Source organism: Actinomycetospora sp., assembly GCF_036497585.1.
In the GTDB taxonomy this organism is placed as follows: Bacteria; Actinomycetota; Actinomycetes; order Mycobacteriales; family Pseudonocardiaceae; genus Actinomycetospora.
On the sequence record NZ_DASXJD010000218.1, the window covers coordinates 1 to 15534 of the forward strand.

General features: G+C 73.4%; 21 protein-coding genes and 1 pseudogene. 13 read left to right on the top strand and 9 right to left on the bottom strand.

Going from position 1 to position 15534, the window contains the following annotated elements; genetic code table 11:
* Positions 1 to 195 precede the first annotated feature (195 nt).
* From VGH76_RS21835 to VGH76_RS21845, 3 genes are read left to right on the top strand one after another with little or no spacing between them, the layout of a single operon-like run.
* Complete coding sequence (locus tag VGH76_RS21835) at positions 196 to 1071, top strand: SMP-30/gluconolactonase/LRE family protein (protein ID WP_331558827.1); 876 nt, start codon at positions 196 to 198, stop codon at positions 1069 to 1071.
* A 29-nt stretch (positions 1072 to 1100) separates the two neighbouring features.
* On the top strand, positions 1101 to 1859 hold the full coding sequence (locus VGH76_RS21840; protein ID WP_331558828.1) for a YoaK family protein: 759 nt from the start codon (positions 1101 to 1103) through the stop codon (positions 1857 to 1859).
* Positions 1841 to 2590: a hypothetical protein gene (locus VGH76_RS21845; RefSeq protein WP_331558829.1), complete on the top strand. Its 750-nt coding sequence runs from the start codon at positions 1841 to 1843 to the stop codon at positions 2588 to 2590. Before VGH76_RS21840 ends, VGH76_RS21845 begins: the two co-directional genes overlap by 19 nt.
* Before the next feature lie 9 nt (positions 2591 to 2599).
* Here the strand turns inward: VGH76_RS21845 and VGH76_RS21850 are convergent, their stop codons facing one another.
* Positions 2600 to 3343, bottom strand: coding sequence for a hypothetical protein (locus VGH76_RS21850; protein ID WP_331558830.1), 744 nt, complete (start codon positions 3341 to 3343; stop codon positions 2600 to 2602).
* Between the two features lie 505 nt (positions 3344 to 3848).
* On the opposite strand from VGH76_RS21850, the gene VGH76_RS21855 reads away from it, so the two are divergent.
* The 6 genes from VGH76_RS21855 to VGH76_RS21880 all read left to right on the top strand — a co-directional run bounded on the left by VGH76_RS21855 (position 3849) and on the right by VGH76_RS21880 (position 8913).
* Positions 3849 to 4313, top strand: coding sequence for an MSMEG_3727 family PQQ-associated protein (locus VGH76_RS21855; protein ID WP_331558831.1), 465 nt, complete (start codon positions 3849 to 3851; stop codon positions 4311 to 4313).
* A 12-nt stretch (positions 4314 to 4325) separates the two neighbouring features.
* The gene (locus VGH76_RS21860) at positions 4326 to 6014 is read left to right on the top strand and encodes a PQQ-dependent dehydrogenase, methanol/ethanol family (protein ID WP_331558832.1); all 1689 of its coding nucleotides are present in this window, start codon (positions 4326 to 4328) and stop codon (positions 6012 to 6014) included.
* A gap of 50 nt (positions 6015 to 6064) precedes the next feature.
* Positions 6065 to 6154 (top strand): pyrroloquinoline quinone precursor peptide PqqA, encoded by a 90-nt coding sequence (gene pqqA / locus VGH76_RS21865; RefSeq protein WP_133825024.1) that lies wholly within the window; start codon positions 6065 to 6067, stop codon positions 6152 to 6154.
* A gap of 97 nt (positions 6155 to 6251) precedes the next feature.
* Positions 6252 to 6467 carry a rubredoxin gene (gene rd / locus VGH76_RS21870; RefSeq protein WP_331558833.1) on the top strand — a complete coding sequence of 72 codons (216 nt, stop codon included), beginning with the start codon at positions 6252 to 6254 and terminating at the stop codon, positions 6465 to 6467.
* 13 nt (positions 6468 to 6480) lie between these two features.
* Positions 6481 to 7245, top strand: a complete 765-nt coding sequence (locus tag VGH76_RS21875; RefSeq protein ID WP_331558834.1) for a ribonucleotide-diphosphate reductase subunit beta — start codon at positions 6481 to 6483, stop codon at positions 7243 to 7245.
* A gap of 333 nt (positions 7246 to 7578) precedes the next feature.
* Positions 7579 to 8913, top strand: a complete 1335-nt coding sequence (locus VGH76_RS21880) for a YihY/virulence factor BrkB family protein (protein WP_331558835.1) — start codon at positions 7579 to 7581, stop codon at positions 8911 to 8913.
* Position 8914: 1 nt separating this feature from the next.
* Here the strand turns inward: VGH76_RS21880 and VGH76_RS21885 are convergent, their stop codons facing one another.
* A complete protein-coding gene (locus VGH76_RS21885) occupies positions 8915 to 9247 on the bottom strand; it encodes a PadR family transcriptional regulator (protein WP_331558836.1) in 333 nt (110 codons plus the stop codon).
* The gene (locus VGH76_RS21890) at positions 9244 to 9900 is read right to left on the bottom strand and encodes an HAD family hydrolase (RefSeq protein ID WP_331558837.1); all 657 of its coding nucleotides are present in this window, start codon (positions 9898 to 9900) and stop codon (positions 9244 to 9246) included. The genes VGH76_RS21885 and VGH76_RS21890 overlap by 4 nt, the downstream gene beginning before the upstream one ends.
* 92 nt (positions 9901 to 9992) lie before the next feature.
* Here VGH76_RS21890 and VGH76_RS21895 point away from each other — a divergent pair, with 92 nt between their 5' ends.
* Together VGH76_RS21895 and VGH76_RS21900 are read left to right on the top strand one after the other, a co-directional pair.
* Entirely contained in the window at positions 9993 to 10574 is a 582-nt protein-coding gene (locus VGH76_RS21895; protein WP_331558838.1) for a TMEM165/GDT1 family protein, read from the top strand.
* A gap of 172 nt (positions 10575 to 10746) precedes the next feature.
* Complete coding sequence (locus tag VGH76_RS21900; RefSeq protein ID WP_331558839.1) at positions 10747 to 11949, top strand: cytochrome P450; 1203 nt, start codon at positions 10747 to 10749, stop codon at positions 11947 to 11949.
* Positions 11950 to 12194: 245 nt separating this feature from the next.
* Here VGH76_RS21900 and VGH76_RS21905 read toward each other — a convergent pair whose 3' ends face one another.
* Positions 12195 to 12530: an antibiotic biosynthesis monooxygenase family protein gene (locus tag VGH76_RS21905; RefSeq protein ID WP_331558840.1), complete on the bottom strand. Its 336-nt coding sequence runs from the start codon at positions 12528 to 12530 to the stop codon at positions 12195 to 12197.
* A gap of 76 nt (positions 12531 to 12606) precedes the next feature.
* Here VGH76_RS21905 and VGH76_RS21910 point away from each other — a divergent pair, with 76 nt between their 5' ends.
* Positions 12607 to 13047 (top strand): MarR family winged helix-turn-helix transcriptional regulator, encoded by a 441-nt coding sequence (locus tag VGH76_RS21910; protein WP_331558841.1) that lies wholly within the window; start codon positions 12607 to 12609, stop codon positions 13045 to 13047.
* A 3-nt stretch (positions 13048 to 13050) separates the two neighbouring features.
* Here VGH76_RS21910 and VGH76_RS21915 read toward each other — a convergent pair whose 3' ends face one another.
* The 3 genes and pseudogenes from VGH76_RS21915 to VGH76_RS21925 form a co-directional block, all read right to left on the bottom strand.
* Entirely contained in the window at positions 13051 to 13206 is a 156-nt protein-coding gene (locus VGH76_RS21915) for a hypothetical protein (RefSeq protein WP_331558846.1), read from the bottom strand.
* Between the two features lie 136 nt (positions 13207 to 13342).
* Positions 13343 to 13573: pseudogene (locus tag VGH76_RS21920) on the bottom strand (hypothetical protein); the annotation flags it as partial.
* Positions 13570 to 14289, bottom strand: a complete 720-nt coding sequence (locus VGH76_RS21925; RefSeq protein WP_331558842.1) for an AMP-binding protein — start codon at positions 14287 to 14289, stop codon at positions 13570 to 13572. The pseudogene VGH76_RS21920 and the gene VGH76_RS21925, both read right to left, overlap by 4 nt.
* Positions 14290 to 14426: 137 nt before the next feature.
* Here VGH76_RS21925 and VGH76_RS21930 point away from each other — a divergent pair, with 137 nt between their 5' ends.
* Entirely contained in the window at positions 14427 to 14615 is a 189-nt protein-coding gene (locus tag VGH76_RS21930) for a hypothetical protein (RefSeq protein ID WP_331558843.1), read from the top strand.
* A gap of 8 nt (positions 14616 to 14623) precedes the next feature.
* Here the strand turns inward: VGH76_RS21930 and VGH76_RS21935 are convergent, their stop codons facing one another.
* Both VGH76_RS21935 and VGH76_RS21940 read right to left on the bottom strand, forming a co-directional pair.
* Positions 14624 to 15028, bottom strand: a complete 405-nt coding sequence (locus tag VGH76_RS21935) for a VOC family protein (protein WP_331558844.1) — start codon at positions 15026 to 15028, stop codon at positions 14624 to 14626.
* Positions 15025 to 15435, bottom strand: a complete 411-nt coding sequence (locus VGH76_RS21940; protein WP_331558845.1) for a helix-turn-helix transcriptional regulator — start codon at positions 15433 to 15435, stop codon at positions 15025 to 15027. The genes VGH76_RS21935 and VGH76_RS21940 overlap by 4 nt, the downstream gene beginning before the upstream one ends.
* Positions 15436 to 15534: the final 99 nt, after the last annotated feature.

A 15534-nucleotide genomic window follows, 5' to 3' on the forward strand; every position in this document is an offset into this window, starting at 1 on the left:
ACTGCGGCCTCGACGACCTCATCACCACCACGGCAACCGACGGGCACTAGCAGCGCGGTTCGAGCGCTCAACCAACCAGAGCGCGCCCGCACCATCGAAACGACCTACTCCCGCCCCTTGAATAGCCGACCTCACCAGTCGGCCGACGATGCCCCTCCCGCTGTCGATTCCGCCGGGCCCCTCCGTAGAGAGGACATGACGACGCACGAGATCGAGTACCTGCCCACCGCCCGCACCCTCCTCACCGGGCGGTCCATGGTCGAGTCGGCCCGGTGGCACGACGGCCGGCTCTGGTTCGCCGACTGGGGTGCCGCCGAGGTGGTCGCCGTCGACCTCGACGGGAACGCCGAGGTCGTGGCGGCGGGCCCGCACCGGATGGGCTGGTCGCTCGACTGGCTCCCCGACGGCCGTCTGCTCACCACCGGCGACGCGATCACCCGCCACGAGCCCGACGGCACGACCACGACCCTCCGGGAGCACGGCGCCAACGAGATCGTCACCGACCCGCGGGGCCACCGGTACGTCGACGGGTTCGACTTCGACTTCCTCGGCGGGGGCACCCCGCGGCCCGGCTGGATCGACCTGCTCGCCCCGGACGGCACGTCCCGCCGGGTCGCCGAGGACGTCCACTTCCCCAACGGCATGGTCGTGGCCCCCGACGGCTCGACGCTCGTGGTCGCCGAGTCGTTCGCGGGACGCCTGACCGCGTTCGACATCGCCGACGACGGAAGCCTCGTCGGGCGGCGGGTGTGGGCGCAGGGTCTGGGCCCCGACGGCATCTGCGTCGACGCCGAGGGGGCGATCTGGAGCCAGACCGCCGACACCTTCGCCCACAGCGGGACGCCGGGCGTCCCGGCCGGGGCGTGCGTGCGGGTGCTCGACGGCGGCGAGATCACCCACCGCGTCGAGACCGACCTGCCGTGCTTCTCGTGCGTGCTGGGCGGTCCCGACGGCAGGCACCTGTTCCTGCTCTGCAACGAGTGGGAAGGGATCGAGCAGGCGCGGGCGGTGCAGGAGCGTCGATCGGCCCGGGTCCTCGTCACCGAGGCGCCGGTGCCTGCGGCGACCTGAGACCGCCCCGCGGGTGCTGTACTCGCGAGGTGGCGCAGGACGAACCCTCGCGGACGACCGGTGACGTACCGGGCATCGGTGCGACGGTGCGCGCCGCGTTCGTCGACGAGCGCGACGGTCCCCTGCCGGCACTGCTCCTGGCCCTGACGGTGCTGGCCGGCGTCGTCGACGCCACCAGCATCCTCGCGCTCGACCACGTGTTCGTCGCCGCGATGACCGGCAACCTGGTCATCCTCGGGCTCGGGCTCTCCGGGGCGACGGGGTTCTCGGTGGCGTCCTCGGCCCTCGCGCTGGTCGGCTTCCTCGTCGGGGTGCTCGCCGGGGCACGCATCTGCCGGCACGACCGTGGGCACCGCGGGCGGGCGGTCCGGGACACCACCGCCTACAAGACGGTCCTCGCCGTCCCCGTGACCGTCACCGCCCTGCTGGTCGGCGACGACCTCCACCCCGCCGTCCGCGCCATGATCACCGTCCTGCTCGCCGCGTCGATGGGCGGGCAGCTGGCCCTCATCCGCCATCTCAAGGTGCCGGACCTGCTCACCGCGGTGCTGACCCTCACGATGACCGGCATGCTCACCGAGCGCGGCCGGGACCGCCACGACCCGTCGCGGCTGCGTCGTGCGCTCGCCCTGGTGGCGTTCGCCGTGGGCGTGGTGGCCGGAGGCCTGCTCATCCGGCTGCTGTCGGTGGGCGCCGCCCTGGTGTTCGGCCTGCTGATCATCGTGGCGGTCGGGCTGTCCTCCCACCTGGTCTCGCGGACGGCGCCGCCGTGGTCGACCCCGCGATAGCCGCCGACGCCGTCCTGGTCCTGCCGAGCGCGGGGCCGGACCCGATCCCGTGGGAGGACGCCCTCGCCGCGATCCTCGGCTACGCCTGCGCACGACGACCGCTGCGCTTCCGCTCCCCCGGCGTCCCCGAGGGTCGCTGGGTGCGGGTCCCGGCCTACCCCTGGTCCCGGTTCGACGCGGCCGGGCCGAGCACCGGCCCCGACGGCGACGTCCTGCTCGGCGAGGGGCTGCACGGCCGGCTCGCCCGCGACGCGTGGACCGATGTGCACGACGCGCTCGCCCGGGTCGGCTCGCGGGTGGACGAGACCGTGCTCCGGGCGGCCGGCCGGCCGCTGTGGGCGCTGCCCGCCGAGGAGTTCTCTGTGCTCGACGAGCCCGGCACCGTCGGATGGTTGCTGCGCGGGATCGGCGCGGCGGCCGGCGCGCACCCCGGGCACGTGCTGGCCGCCCTGCACCACCGGCACCCGGCGCTCGTCCCCCACCTCACCCGGACCACCCGACGGGCCCTGCTCCCCCACCTCGAGGAGGGCGACAGCGGCGTGGAGGCAGTCGTGCGGCGCGAGCTGGTGGCCAACGCCGGCGCCTTCGCCGCCCTCGAGACCGCCGTTGCGGAGACCACCGGGGACGCCGCGCCGACCCGGCTGCGCTGCCACGACATCCTGCTGTGGCTCGCGACGACGCTGCGGTGGGCGCACGCCTTGCAGGCGGGCGCGGGGGTCGGCGTGACGTGACGGCGCGCTTCAGGCGCCGAACTCCTCCCGCCACAGCGAGGTCTTCGTGCGGTATCCGTCGGCCACGGCGATCTGCTGGTCGTCGAACAACCGGTCGAACGCCGCGGCCGTCGCGGCCACCTCGTGGGGACCGCAGTGGGTGGACAGCTCGACCATCGTGCGCCCGCTGGGGAACCGGAAGTGCTCGAGGTCCGCGCGCAGTCCCGGCGCGGCGGCGGTGACCTTGACCCGGTGCACGACCAGGGGTCCGAGGACGGTCAGCTCCTTGAGCGCGCCGTCGTCGACGGGCTCGTTCCCGCCGCGCAGCGCCCACGCGCGCTGGGTCGTGCTGAGGAGCTCGCGGGGGTCGAAGGCGCGCGCGATCACGTGGGAGGCCTCGCCCGGATCGACCTCGCGGCGGACCTCGATGTCCTGCCACACCGCCCCGGGGACGACGTCGAGCTCGACCCGCACGCCCCGGGGGACGTCGCGCTCGTGCGCCGTGCCGGCGCGGTGGGTCGAGACCGCCAGGTCGTAGCGACCCCGCGCCCGGCGCCGCAGCCGGATCTCGACCCCGGCCCGGAGCAGGTCCAGCGCCTCGGTGTCGAGGAGGTATGTCCGGCGCTCGCTCCACGTGGGCGACGGCCGGCCGGTCAGTGCCTCGGCGGCCTGCGCGGCCGGGGTGCTGAGCAGCGCCTTGAGCTCGACGCTGTCGGCATGGGCGCTGCCGGTGCAGAGCCGGGCGAGCGCGTCGGGCGGTCCGAACCTCGGCACGTCCCCTCGACCTCCCGCCGGGCGGCCCGCATCCCCGGCGACGGCGCCACCCCGGCCGAGACCCTAACCGTCGTCCGGAACCCCGCGACACCGTCGGGCGCGGAACCCGGACGGACGGACGGGTAGCCCCCTCCCTCTCCCCCAGTCCCGGGCGGGCGTCGTTCCGCGCTCCGGAACGTCGTACGAGCCGGAGCAGGTCCGAGTGATCGACATCTGATCACTCGCCGCCCCCCCTTGCCGACCACCGGTCACCTCCCTATGGTCGACTGTGGCTCAGCACACACCGTTGATCGACTGTCGACGCGCTGTCGACGTCGGCGACGTCGTGTCCTGCCGCCCAGTGGTCACCAAGATCGGATGAACGGTCGACAGACCCGTGGCGGCACGTGCATGAGCACCTCTCTCTCCACACCGTGACCCTCGTCCGGGACGCCCTGCTCGCCCTCGGGAGAGCGACGGCGGCTCGGTGGCCCGCCCGGATATCCGAGTAGAGGAGGGATGGCCGATGACGGCCACCGCAGGCGATCGAGACACGCAGCTGCACGAAGCGGGTCTCGACGGACAGAACCGGACGGCGCTGGGACGGCTCCTCGGCACCGGCAACATCGGGCACGCGGAGGAGGGCTCGGACGGCGTCATGCGGGCGACGATCCGCATCCCCGAGGACGAACTGATCTTCGACCCGTCGATCCTCGTCTTCCCGCACGGCGGCGAGGTCGAGCTGACGCTCATCAACGACGACAAGAACACCCACTGCGCGGTGCTGCCCAACGACGGTGATCCCAAGATCATCTGGTTGGTGAACCACTCCAAGGGCACGGCGCGGCTGAGCCTGGGCGGACCGGGGACCTACTACTACGGCTCGACCACCGGGAACGACGAGGGCCGCGGCCTCACCGCCGCGTTGGTCTTCGGCGGCGAGGTTCCCGACTCGGCCAAGATCGACCGTCCCCCGCAGCCGCGCCCGTAAGGAGGAGCACCCATGACCGACTACGTGGACGCCGGCGAGGCCGTCCCCCACAAGACGCTCAGCGCCACCAAGGGCAACGCGCCGGCCACCCGTGACGTCAACGACGAGCGCATCCAGAACGCCGCGTCGGAGCCGGAGAACTGGCTCACCTACTACGGGACCTACGACGGCCAGCGGCACAGCCGGCTCGACCAGATCAACAAGGACAACGTCAAGCGCCTGTCGCCCGCGTGGGTGTTCCAGGCCGGCTCGGCGGGCCTGCACTCGGGGTCGTCGACCTACTCGTTCGAGGCGTCCCCGCTCGTCGTCGAGGGCGTCATGTACGTCTCGGGCCCGGAGGGCAAGCTCTGGGCGATCGACGCCACGACCGGCGAGGAGCTGTGGCGCTACAAGCACGCCTCGCCGTACGACGTCTCGCTCTGCTGCGGGAACGTCAACCGAGGCGTGGCAGTCGGGCACGGCCGCGTGTACATGTACACGCTGAACGCCCACCTCATCGCGCTCGACGCCCAGACCGGCGACCTCGTCTTCGACGTCGTCAACGGCGACGTCCGCGCCGGCGAGAGCGGCACCGTCGCGCCGCTCATCGTCAAGGACAAGGTCATCGTGGGGAGCTCCGGTGGGGAGTTCGGTCTCCGCGGCCACCTCGACGCCTTCGACGCGCAGACCGGCGAGCGCCAGTGGCGCTGCTACACGATCCCGAAGCCCGGCGAGCCCGGCTCGGAGACCTGGCCCGACGACGGCGAGGCGTGGCAGCGCGGCGGTGCGAACTGCTGGGTGACCCCGTCGTACGACCCGGAGCTCGAACTCCTGTACCAGGGCACGGGCAACCCGGCGCCGGACTTCGACGGCGGCGTGCGGCCGGGCGACAACCTGTACACCGACTCGACCATCGCGGTCGACGTGAACACCGGCGAGATCCGCTGGCACTACCAGTTCACGCCCCACGACCTGTGGGACTACGACTCGACGATGGAGAACGTCCTGTTCGACGCGCCCGACGGGCGCAAGCTGCTCGCCCACGCGGACAAGAACGGGTACTTCTTCGTCCTCGACCGGACCAACGGCGAACTGGTCCGCGTGTTCCCCTTCGTCGACCGGATCACCTGGGGCGAGATCACCCCGGACGGCAAGGTGACCGCGAAGGTCTACCCGGACGAGGAAGGCGTGCCCGTCCACTTCTGGCCGGGCCCGGCCGGCGGGAAGGAATGGACGCACATGGCGTACAGCCCGAACACGGGGCTGATCTACGTGCCGGTGCAGGAGGTCGGCGCGACGGCCACCCGCCGTCGTCGCGAGTTCAAGGAGAGCATCCCCTACTGGGGCGCGGGCGTGGCCGTCGACCTCGACGACCACTACGGGTTCGTGGCCGCCATCGACCCGCTGACCGGCGAGGAGAAGTGGCGGTGGCGCAACGAGTACCCGATGTGCTCGTCGACGCTGACCACGGCGGGCGGGCTGGTCTTCCAGGGCACGCCGACCGGCGAGTTCGTCGCCCTCGACGACCAGACCGGCGAGAAGCTGTGGTCGTTCCAGTGCGGCAGCGGGCACCACAGCAGCCCGTCGACGTACAGCGTGGACGGCCGCCAGTACATCGCGGTGCCCACCGGATGGGGCGGCTGGATCGAGGGCTTCCTCCCCGGTCTGCTCGGCGCCGCGGCCGGCGACGCGCTGTTCGTGTTCGCGCTGCCCGAGTCCTGACGGACGCCGGCCGCAGCGCAGTCCTGTCGTTCACGAGGAGGTGAAAGTCCGTGGAGCTCCACGTGTGGGAGGCCCCCGAGTTCGAGGAGATCGGGGTCGCTCCTGAGGTGACGATGTACGTCGCACAGATGGACGACTGATCGCAGGAGCCGTGGAGGGGCGCCGGAACTCGGTTCCGGCGCCCCTTCCCGGTGTCCGGGCCGGTACGGTTCCGCGGTCTTCTCCGGGAGGTGGCAGATGAGCGTCGAGGCGACCGAGGCCCGGCCGCAGGCCACGCGGTGGCTCTGCGAGATGTGCGGATTCATCTACGATCCGGAGGAGGGCGATCCCGACAGCGGAATCCCACCCGGGACTCCCTTCGAGGACATCCCGGACGACTGGATGTGCCCGATCTGCGGAGCCGAGAAGTCGGACTTCCGTGCGCTGGAGCCGGGCGAGTTCCCGGAGGAGTGAGGGATCTGTTCAGATGATCACCGGGTACGGCCACTTCGCCCAGCTCGCCGATTCCCTGCAGTGGGACGAGACCGCGATCGACCTCTCGGCCGACGCCGAGGCGTGGCAGCAGCTCGACGCCGAGGAGCGCGAGCAGGTCGTCGGTCTGCTCGCCGGGTTCGTCATCGGCGAGACGTCGGTCGCGACGCACCTCAAGAGCTTCCAGGCCGCGGCCAGCACCGACGACGCCATGGAGAAGGTCTTCGTCGCGCAGGCCCGGGACGAGGCCCGCCACGCCCGGTTCTTCGACCGTGTCGTCGCCGAGGTCGCGGGCGTCCCCGGCGCGAACCTGACCGAGCGTCTGGAGCACCTCCGCGGGCGGGTGAGCCCCGACCTCGTCGAGCTGTTCGAGGAGCGCCTCCCGGCGACCGCGCAGCGCGTCGCCGACGACCCCGAGGGCCTCACGGCCGCGGTCGGGCTCTACCACATGATCCTCGAGGGTGTCGTCCTCACGGCCGGGCAGCACGCGCTGCTCGACACCCTCGAGAAGCAGTCGGTGAAGATGCCCGGCGTGCACAAGGGGATGGAGCTCGTGCTGCGCGACGAGCGCTGGCACATCGGCTTCGGCTCCCGGGTCATTCAGAGCGCCGACATCGTCGACGACGAGATGGAGGAGCTCCTCAAGCAGGGCACGAAGGCGGCCTCGGCCTGGGGCGACCTCATCTCCGAGGCCGACGTCGACAAGGTGGAGCACCTCCACCGCCGCCGGCTGAAGTCCGTCGGCATCAAGTTCTGGTAGCACCCGACGAACGACGCCGCGTCTCCCGGGACCCCGCGCGCTCGTTGACCGGGCATGACGCTGGGTTGCGAGGTGGCGGGGGCGGCGGAGACGGCGGAGCTGCACGATCCCGTCAGGACCGCCGGCATCGTCCGGGTGTTCACCAGCCGGGTCCGCCGGGCCTGCGAGGACGGGTCACTGCACGCGCACCGCGACCACGCGGGGCCACACGATCCCGCTGGTGTGCGCGCTCGCCTGGCGGGCCGGGCACGACGCGGGCCGCCAGCGGGCGCTGTGCCCGCTGTGCATGGTGCTAGCCCGGGTCACGCCGGGGGTGGGCCCACGCCCCCGCGCGTGACCCACACGGGTCGTCGCGGGTCAGGCCGCGACGCCGAGGGCCGACCCGACCCGGCGGGCGACGCGGAGTGCCTGCTGAGCACGACCAGCGCGCCGGTGAGCGCGGGCACCGCGAGCTGGAACCAGGAGAGCTGCTCGGCGGCCTCGCTGACGGCCTGCCCGACCTGCGTGTCGGCCTCCTACGTCGAGGTGCCCGGCGATCGCGCCGCCGCAATCGTCGACGCCGTCACCGTGGGAACGGGGGTCGGGCGGCCGACGAGATGGGTACCACCGCGCGTGAAGCCCGCTCGTCTGCTCTCCGCCGGCCTCGTCGCGCGCAGCGTGGTCCACGGCGTCCGCCGTTCGCCGGACGCCGACCGACCGCCCCGTTCCCCGAACGGCGTGCCCGACACCCCACCCGGGTCGCGGGCCGCGACCCCGACGGACATCCCGCCGGCCGGCTGGTGGCAGATCGTGCGGCGGGCCTTCGCCGAGAGCAGCAAGGACAAGGTCAGCATGCTCGCCGGCGGGGTCGCGTTCTTCGGCTTCCTCGCCGTCTTCCCGGCGCTGATCGCGCTGGTCTCGCTCTACGGCCTCGTGGCCGATCCCGCGCAGGCGGCGCACACGCTGGAGAGCGTCACCTCGGCGCTGCCCGAGACCGCGCGGCCGCTGGTGGCCGAGCAGCTGCAGTCCGTGGTGACCAGCAGCAGCGGCGGCCTGACCACCGGCCTGATCATCGCGGCCCTGGCGGCGCTGTTCAGCGCCTCGAGCGGGACCCAGAACCTCATGGCCGCGGTCAACATCGCCTACGACGAGACCGAGGGCCGCAACGCGGTGAAGCTGCGGGCCCTGGCCCTCGCGCTGACGCTCGGCGCGGTCGTGTTCGTCATCGTCTCGATCGCTCTGGTCGCCGTGGCCCCGATCGTGCTCGACCAGCTGGGCGGGCCGGGGCAGGTCATCGGTCAGGTGGTGCGCTGGGTGCTCCTGGTGCTGCTCGTGGTGGTCGGGCTCGCCGTGCTCTACCGCGTGGCGCCCGACCGCGACGCGCCCCGCTTCCGCTGGGTGACCCTCGGCTCGGTGGCCGCGACGGTGCTGTGGGTCGTCGGCAGCGTGCTGTTCAGCCTCTACGTCGACAACTTCGGCAGCTACAACAAGACCTACGGCGCGCTCGCCGGCGTGGTCGTGCTCATGCTGTGGATCTACCTGACCAGCTACATCGTGCTGCTGGGCGCCGAGATCAACGCGGAGTCCGAGCTGCAGACGGTCGAGGACACCACGAAGGGGCGCCCGCAGCCGATGGGCTCGCGGGGGGCCACGAAGGCCGACGACGTCGTCGCCGGCCGGAAGGGCTAGCTCATTCCTGCAGGGCGTGCAGCCCGCGGGCGTAGGCGTCGGCCGCGGCGGTCCGGGCGGCCAGTATCCGGGACCCGGTGGCGGTCAGCCGGTAGCGGCGCGGGTCGCCCGGCGCCCGGCGCACGAGCCGGTTGCGCTCGAGGCGGTGCAGCGAGGCGAACACCTGCTGCACCGAGGGCAGCGGCGTGCCGCGGACGCCCTCCTGCAACCGGCGCAGCACGCCGTACCCGTCGCGATCGGCGGAGGCCAGCGCGGCGAGCACGAGGGTGTCGCACCGCTCCCGGTCGCGCAGCCCCGTCGGGTGGGGGGTCGATCGGGTCGTCGTCGGGCTCATGCCGCACTCCTCCCCTGTCCGCGGATGTGGTCGAGCAGTTCGGAGAGCGACGCCACGACGTGGCGGGCGCCGGCCTCGGTCAGCTCGTCGTCGGAGAACCCGCCGGTGCGGACCGCGAGGAACGGCACCCCGGCCCGCACTCCCGCCTGACCGTCCCACACCGAGTCCCCGACGAGCACCGCGTCGCCGTCGCCGGCCCGGTCGAGGGCGAGCTCGACGAGGTCGGGCGCAGGCTTGCTGGCCTCGACGTCGGCGCTGGTGACGACGTCGTGGGCGTAGCTCCGGCCGTCGACCAGGCCGAGGAGGTGCCCGGCCACCTCGCTGGACCCGGAGGTGGCGAGCACGACCCGCATCCGGTCCTCGCGCAGGCCCGAGAGCAGCCGCTCGGCGTCGTCGAATGCCGCGACCTCCCCGATGAGCGAGTCGAACTCCTCACCGTGCGCGGCGCGGACGTCGTCGCCGTACCCCGACTCGGCCTGCTCCCCGGCGACGTGGGTCACCAGCTGGTCACCGCCCATCCCGACGGCGCGGTGCAGGCGCCAGATCGGCAGCGTGGTCCCGAAGCGGCGGAACGCCCGGTACCAGGCGAGGGCGTGCTGGTAGTTCGAGTCGACGAGGGTGCCGTCGACGTCGAGGATCGCGGTGTCCGGCATGGCGCGGGGAGTGCCCGGTGGGTGCCCGCGACCAATCACCGGTCGTGGCCCGCAGTTGTGCTCGGGGCTCCGGACCGATAGCCCTTTCACCCGTGAACTTCGCCGTCCTCGGCATCGTGTTCGGGATCGTCGCCCTCGCGGAGCTGCCCGACACCAGCGCGGTGGCGGCCGTCGTGCTCGGCAGCCGGTACCCGCCACGGCTGGTGCTGATCGGGGCGATCGCGGCCCACACGGTCCAGACCGTCGTGTCGGTGGCGGCCGGGAGCGTGGTGGCCCTGCTCCCGAAGCGGCCGCTCGAGGCCCTGCTCGCGGTGATCTTCCTCGTCGCCGCGGTGCTGGTCCTGCGCGAGGACGACGACGATGACGGCGACCGCGTCCTCGACGGCCGGCCGGGAACCCGCCGGCGGGTGGTGCTCACCGCCTTCACCGTCGTCCTGCTCGCCGAGCTCGGGGACCCGACCCAGATCATCACCGTGACCCTCGCGGCCCGGTACGGTGATCCGCTCGCGGTCGGGATCGGTGCGGCGCTCGCCCTGTGGCTGGTCTCCGCGGTGGCGGTCTACGGCGGCGACCGGCTGCGACGGGTGGTGCCGGCGCGGTGGCTGACGTGGGCGGCGGCGGCGCTGCTCCTGGTCCTCGCCGTACTGACCGCGATCGACGCGATCACAGGGTGAGGCGTGGCCCGAAGTCCTCCTGACCGTTGTCCTGCCCACGCCGCCTCGACGCCGTCGACGTCGAGCAGATCGGCCTGGAGAGGCGCGGCGGTCCCGAGGGGTAGGCGGTCTCCACCCCGCCTCGACCCCTCGGTGGAGGCGCCGCCGCCCCGGGCGGGGCGACTATGGCGGGGTGACCGCCACCGACCTCCCCCGCCTCCCCTTCCCCACGCCCGACCCGCTCGGTCTCGCCCCGACGCTCGGCCCGCTGCGCGAGCACGCCCCGGTGACGCGGGTGCGCACGCGCACCGGGGACGAGGCCTGGCTGGTCACCGGGTACGCGCAGGTGCGCTCGCTGCTCGCCGACCCGCGCCTGGGCCGCTCGCACCCCGAGCCCGAGAAGGCCGCGAGGCTGCACGACGGGGTCCTGCTCGGCGGTCCGATGGGCGACCACGAGCAGGAGCAGGCCTCCCACCAGGCGATGCGCCGCCTGCTCGCCCCCGCGTTCTCCGCACGACGGATGCGCCGCCTCACCGACCACGTCGGCGAGCTGGTGGACGGCATGATCGACGACCTGCTCGCCTGGGAGCGGCCCGCGGACCTCCACGCCGCGCTCGCCGTGCCGCTGCCCGCCCTCGTCATCTGCGAACTCCTCGGCGTGCCCTACGCCGACCGCGACCGCTTCCGCGCCTTCTCCGCGCAGGTCGCCACGATGGACGACGCCGAGGCGAGCCGGGCGGGCATGACCGCCCTCGGCGAGTACATGGCGGGGCTGCTCGCCGTGAAGCGGGAGTCGCCCGGGGAGGACGTCCTCTCCGACCTGCTCGCCGCCCAGCGGGAGCACCCGGCCCTCTCCGACATGGCGGTCACCGGGCTCGCGGCCGCGCTGCTCTTCGCCGGCCACGAGACCACCGTCAACCGCATCGACGCCGGGGTGCTCCGGCTGTTCCCCCACGACGGCGGCGCCGCAGCGCTGCCGGACGGGCCCGACGAGGTCGCCCACGCCGTCGAGGAGATCCTCCGGCTGCCGGTGCCGGGCGGTGGCCGGGGCGGCGGGCTGATCCGCTACGCCCGCGAGGCGGTCGAGGTGGACGGCGTCGTCATCGCGCCCGGGGACGCCGTGGTGCTCTCGATCGGGGCCGCGAACCAGGACCCGGCGGTGTTCGCCTCGCCGGCCGAGCTCGACCTCCACCGGGCGGAGAACCCGCACCTGGGCTTCGGGCACGGGGCGCACCACTGCGTGGGGGCGAGCCTCGCCCGCGTCGAGCTCCGCGCGGTCTTCACCGCCCTCCCGGCCCGGATCCCGACGCTGCGGGTCGCCGTGGCGCCCGAGGCCCTGCGGTGCCGCGAGGACAGCCTGACCGGCGGACTGCTGGAGCTGCCCGTCACCTGGTGATCGGCCGCAGACTCTCCACGACCAGATCCAGCCCGCCACCACCACCCGCGACCGGAACCGCCGCGTCCCCGGCGCCCGCCTCACCGCCTGGGTCACCGCCCGCGACCAGACCTGCATCGCGCTGGGCTGCACCCTGACGATGGTGAGCAGCAGCCACGCTGTCCTCGCTCCACCGAGGGCGGGCAGCTCGACGCCAAGGGCCCACGCGGCCGAGGCCGGCCCGGCCGCCGTCACGTCCCGGCAGGTCAGACGTGGTGAACGGCCCGCACGCGGACGAGCGTCGGGTCGTAGGAGAGCGCGAGCGCGGCCGCCTCGCCGATGTGCTCGCGGACCTCGGGACGGGACAGCGCCGTCCCATAGGCCTCGCGGCTGGTCCACTGCGCATAGTTGATCACCCGAGTGCCGTCGAGGCTCGCGTGCAGGTTCGCGGAGACGAAGCCGGGGTCGTCGACGAACACCTCGCGCGTGGCGCGGTCGAGGGCGTCCACCAGCTCGGCCTGGCGCTCGGGCGCGACGGTGAAGACGTTGACGAGGGTGACCTGCTCGCCGTCGGTGTCGGCGGCGATCGTCGTGGTGGCCATCGTGTTCCTCCTTGCGTGTCAATGTCCTGACACGCCGAAGGTAGAGCCATGCCCTCGCTTATGTCAAACTCCTGACATGGCCGAACCCGTCGTCGAACCCGCCACCGAGAAGCTGGGCTACCGCGTCAAGCGCGCGGCGTCCGCGCTTCGGGCGCGCATGGACGAGCGGCTGCGCCCGCACGGGCTCACGGTGCCGCAGTACGCCACGCTGGAGCTGCTCGAGGAGCACCCCGGGCTCACTAACGCCGAGCTGGCCCGCGGGGCGTTCGTCACGCGGCAGTCGATGAACGTGGTCCTGCGCGGGCTGCAGGACTCCGGGCTCGTGCACCGCCCCGCCGCCAGCGAGCACGGGCGCGCCCTGCCGGCCCACCTCACCGACGAGGGCCGGCGCCGGCTCGAGGCCGCCCGGGACGTCGTGTACGCCCTCGACCGGCGGATGGCCGAGGCCGTCCCGGAGGAGCGCCGGGCCGAGCTGCGCGCGGACCTGGACCGGATGGCCGCGGCGCTCGGCGGGTGAGGATCAGCCGCCCGGCCGCCGGAGCACGAGGTTCAACGCCCGCAGGCTCAGCGGGCAGCGATCGTCCTCGGTGAGCAGGGCGACGTCGGTGCGGACGATGCCCCGGTCGGGCTTGGACCGCGACGGCCGTGCCTCGGTGACCGTCACCCGCAGCCGCACCGGCTGATCCGGCCGCAGCGGCGAGGACCACCGCAGCTCGTCGACACCCGGCGAGCCGAGGCTCGCGACGGCGGGAGATGTAGTGGTCGCAGTAGAGCCGCATCATGACGCCCGCGCTCTGCCAGCCGCTGGCGATGAGCCCGCGGTACGGTCCGGTCCGCGCCCACGCCGGGTCGGTGTGCAGGCGTTGCGGGTCGTAGCGCATCGCGTAGTCGACGATCTCGGCCTCCGTGAGGGACTGCCACCCGTACTCGTAGGTCTCGCCAGGGCGGTAGTCCTCGAACCACCGGTCGTCGATGGGGCTCGCGAAGTCGCGCTCCCCGAGCGCGCGCGTCGTCACGTGGGCGGAGACCATGGCGACGATCATGCCCCGGGGCGCCCGCCGGCGCCCCGCGTCAGGTCGCGGCGGGGAGCAGCCGACGGAGGATCTTGCCTGTCGGCAGCCGGGGGATCTCCTCGACGAGGGTGACCCTGCGGATGCGCGTCGAGCACGCCGAGGTCCCCGGTCCGGCACCAGCCGTCGGGGGTGATCAGTGCCGCGGTCGCGGCCGGTTCGCCGAGGTAGGCGGGACTCCGGACCCAGACCTCGCCGGCCGCCCCGCCGGGCACGTCCCGCGCGGTCTCCGGGTCCACGAGCCGCAGCTCGAGCCCGTCGACGGGCTTCCCGACGGTGCCGGGACGGCGGGGCTCCGAGGCGGAGTCGAGGGCGATCCACCCGGTCCCGGTCATGCCGTAGGCGTTGCAGACCGCGATCCCGAGTCGGCGCTCGCGCGCCTCGGCGCTCTTGGCCGGCAGTGGGGCGCCGGCAGAGCCGACCACTCGGAGCACGCCGAGGTCGTGGTCGCCGATGGTCGGATGGTGGGCGAGCAGCCGCATGATCGGGGGCGCGACCAGCGACGCGGTGACCCGGTGCTGCTCGAGGGCCCGCAGGAACGCCGTCGGTTCGAAACGGAGCAGCGTGATGACGCGGGCGCCCGCGCCTGGGCGGTCGTCGCCGCGCTGAGCCCGGCGGCGGGTGCTCGGCGGTGACCGCGGCCGCGAGGTCGGCCGCTGCGATCCGTCGGCCGGTGTCGGCCTCCACAACGCTTCGGCGCAGCTCGCCGTGGGCCACCGAACGAGGGATGAACTCGCTCACCCAGGTGAACCGGACCATCACTGCTCGCGCGCCTGTCCGTTGGTCCGTACAGCGCAGTTTCCCGGCGTGGAGTCGGAGGAGAGCAGTGGACGAACTCGTACGCAAGGCGGCGCGCGTCGACCCGGCGATGGGTCCCGGGCGTGACGACGCGGTGCGCCACGGCTGCCGGTGCTCGGTCCTGTTCAACGACCAGGCCGCCTTCGTCGACCCGCTCTGTCCGCTGCACGGCGGCGCGCTCGACCTCGAGCGACTCGGCGGCGGCGCGGCCCGCTGACCCGCCGATCAGGCCTGCTCGATCCGCACCATGTTGCCCGCCGGGTCGCGGACAGCGGCGTCCCGCACCCCCCAGGGCTGGCTCGCGGGCTCCGAGAGCACCTCGACGCCGGGGGCCGACGCGATCTTGTCGAACATCGCGTCGAGGTCGTCGCAGCGGAGCTGGACCATGCCGAGCGCCCCCTTCGCCAGCAGGGCGGCGAGCGAGTCGCCGTCCTCCTGGGAGCGTCCCGCGTGCGGCGGCGAGAGCACGATCCCGATCTCGGGCTGGGTGTCGGTGACCAGCGTGACCCACCGGAACGCGCCGTTCCCGACGTCGTTGCGCACCGTCATGCCGAGCGTGTCGCGGTAGAAGGCGAGGGCGGCGTCGACGTCGTCGACCACCACGTGCACGCCGCTCAGGGAAATCGTCATGGCCGGAACGCTAGGCCGTGCTCCGCGACGGCGGCTTCTCCGAAACTGCTCTCCCCCGGCCCGCTCCGGCGCGGCCGGGTGACGGCCATCGTCTGGCAGGTCGGCAGGGGCTGGAGCTCGTCGTGACCCCGCGCGCGGTAGGCCGACGGGGTCTCCCCGACGAGCTCGGTGAATCGGCTCGAGAACGACCCGAGGCTGGTACAGCCGACCGCGAAGCACACCTCGGTGACGGTGAGGTCCCCGCGCCGCAGGAGGGCCTGGGCCCGCTCGATGCGCCGCGTCATGAGGTAGGAGTACGGCGTCTCGGAGTAGGCCTCGCGGAAGCGTCGGCTGAAGTGCGCCGTCGACATGAGCGCCGTCCGCGCCAGGGCCGGGACGTCGAGCGGCTGGGCGTACTCCCGGTCCATCCGGTCACGCGCCCGGCGCAGGCGTCGCAGCTCGTCGAGGTCGGCGCTCACACCGCCATCCTCCCTGACCCGGCGACGCCGCGGGAGCGGGATCTCCCC

Excerpts from the sequence above, each read along its gene's own strand:
- VGH76_RS21835 (WP_331558827.1), top strand. The coding sequence starts at position 196 with ATGACGACGCACGAGATCGAGTACCTGCCCACCGCCCGCACCCTCCTC.
- VGH76_RS21855 (WP_331558831.1), top strand. The coding sequence starts at position 3,849 with ATGACGGCCACCGCAGGCGATCGAGACACGCAGCTGCACGAAGCGGGT.
- VGH76_RS21860 (WP_331558832.1), top strand. The coding sequence starts at position 4,326 with ATGACCGACTACGTGGACGCCGGCGAGGCCGTCCCCCACAAGACGCTC.
- rd (WP_331558833.1), top strand. The coding sequence starts at position 6,252 with ATGAGCGTCGAGGCGACCGAGGCCCGGCCGCAGGCCACGCGGTGGCTC.
- VGH76_RS21875 (WP_331558834.1), top strand. The coding sequence starts at position 6,481 with ATGATCACCGGGTACGGCCACTTCGCCCAGCTCGCCGATTCCCTGCAG.
- VGH76_RS21885 (WP_331558836.1), bottom strand. The coding sequence starts at position 9,247 with ATGAGCCCGACGACGACCCGATCGACCCCCCACCCGACGGGGCTGCGC.
- VGH76_RS21890 (WP_331558837.1), bottom strand. The coding sequence starts at position 9,900 with ATGCCGGACACCGCGATCCTCGACGTCGACGGCACCCTCGTCGACTCG.
- VGH76_RS21905 (WP_331558840.1), bottom strand. The coding sequence starts at position 12,530 with ATGGCCACCACGACGATCGCCGCCGACACCGACGGCGAGCAGGTCACC.
- VGH76_RS21910 (WP_331558841.1), top strand. The coding sequence starts at position 12,607 with ATGGCCGAACCCGTCGTCGAACCCGCCACCGAGAAGCTGGGCTACCGC.
- VGH76_RS21935 (WP_331558844.1), bottom strand. The coding sequence starts at position 15,028 with ATGACGATTTCCCTGAGCGGCGTGCACGTGGTGGTCGACGACGTCGAC.
- VGH76_RS21940 (WP_331558845.1), bottom strand. The coding sequence starts at position 15,435 with ATGGACCGGGAGTACGCCCAGCCGCTCGACGTCCCGGCCCTGGCGCGG.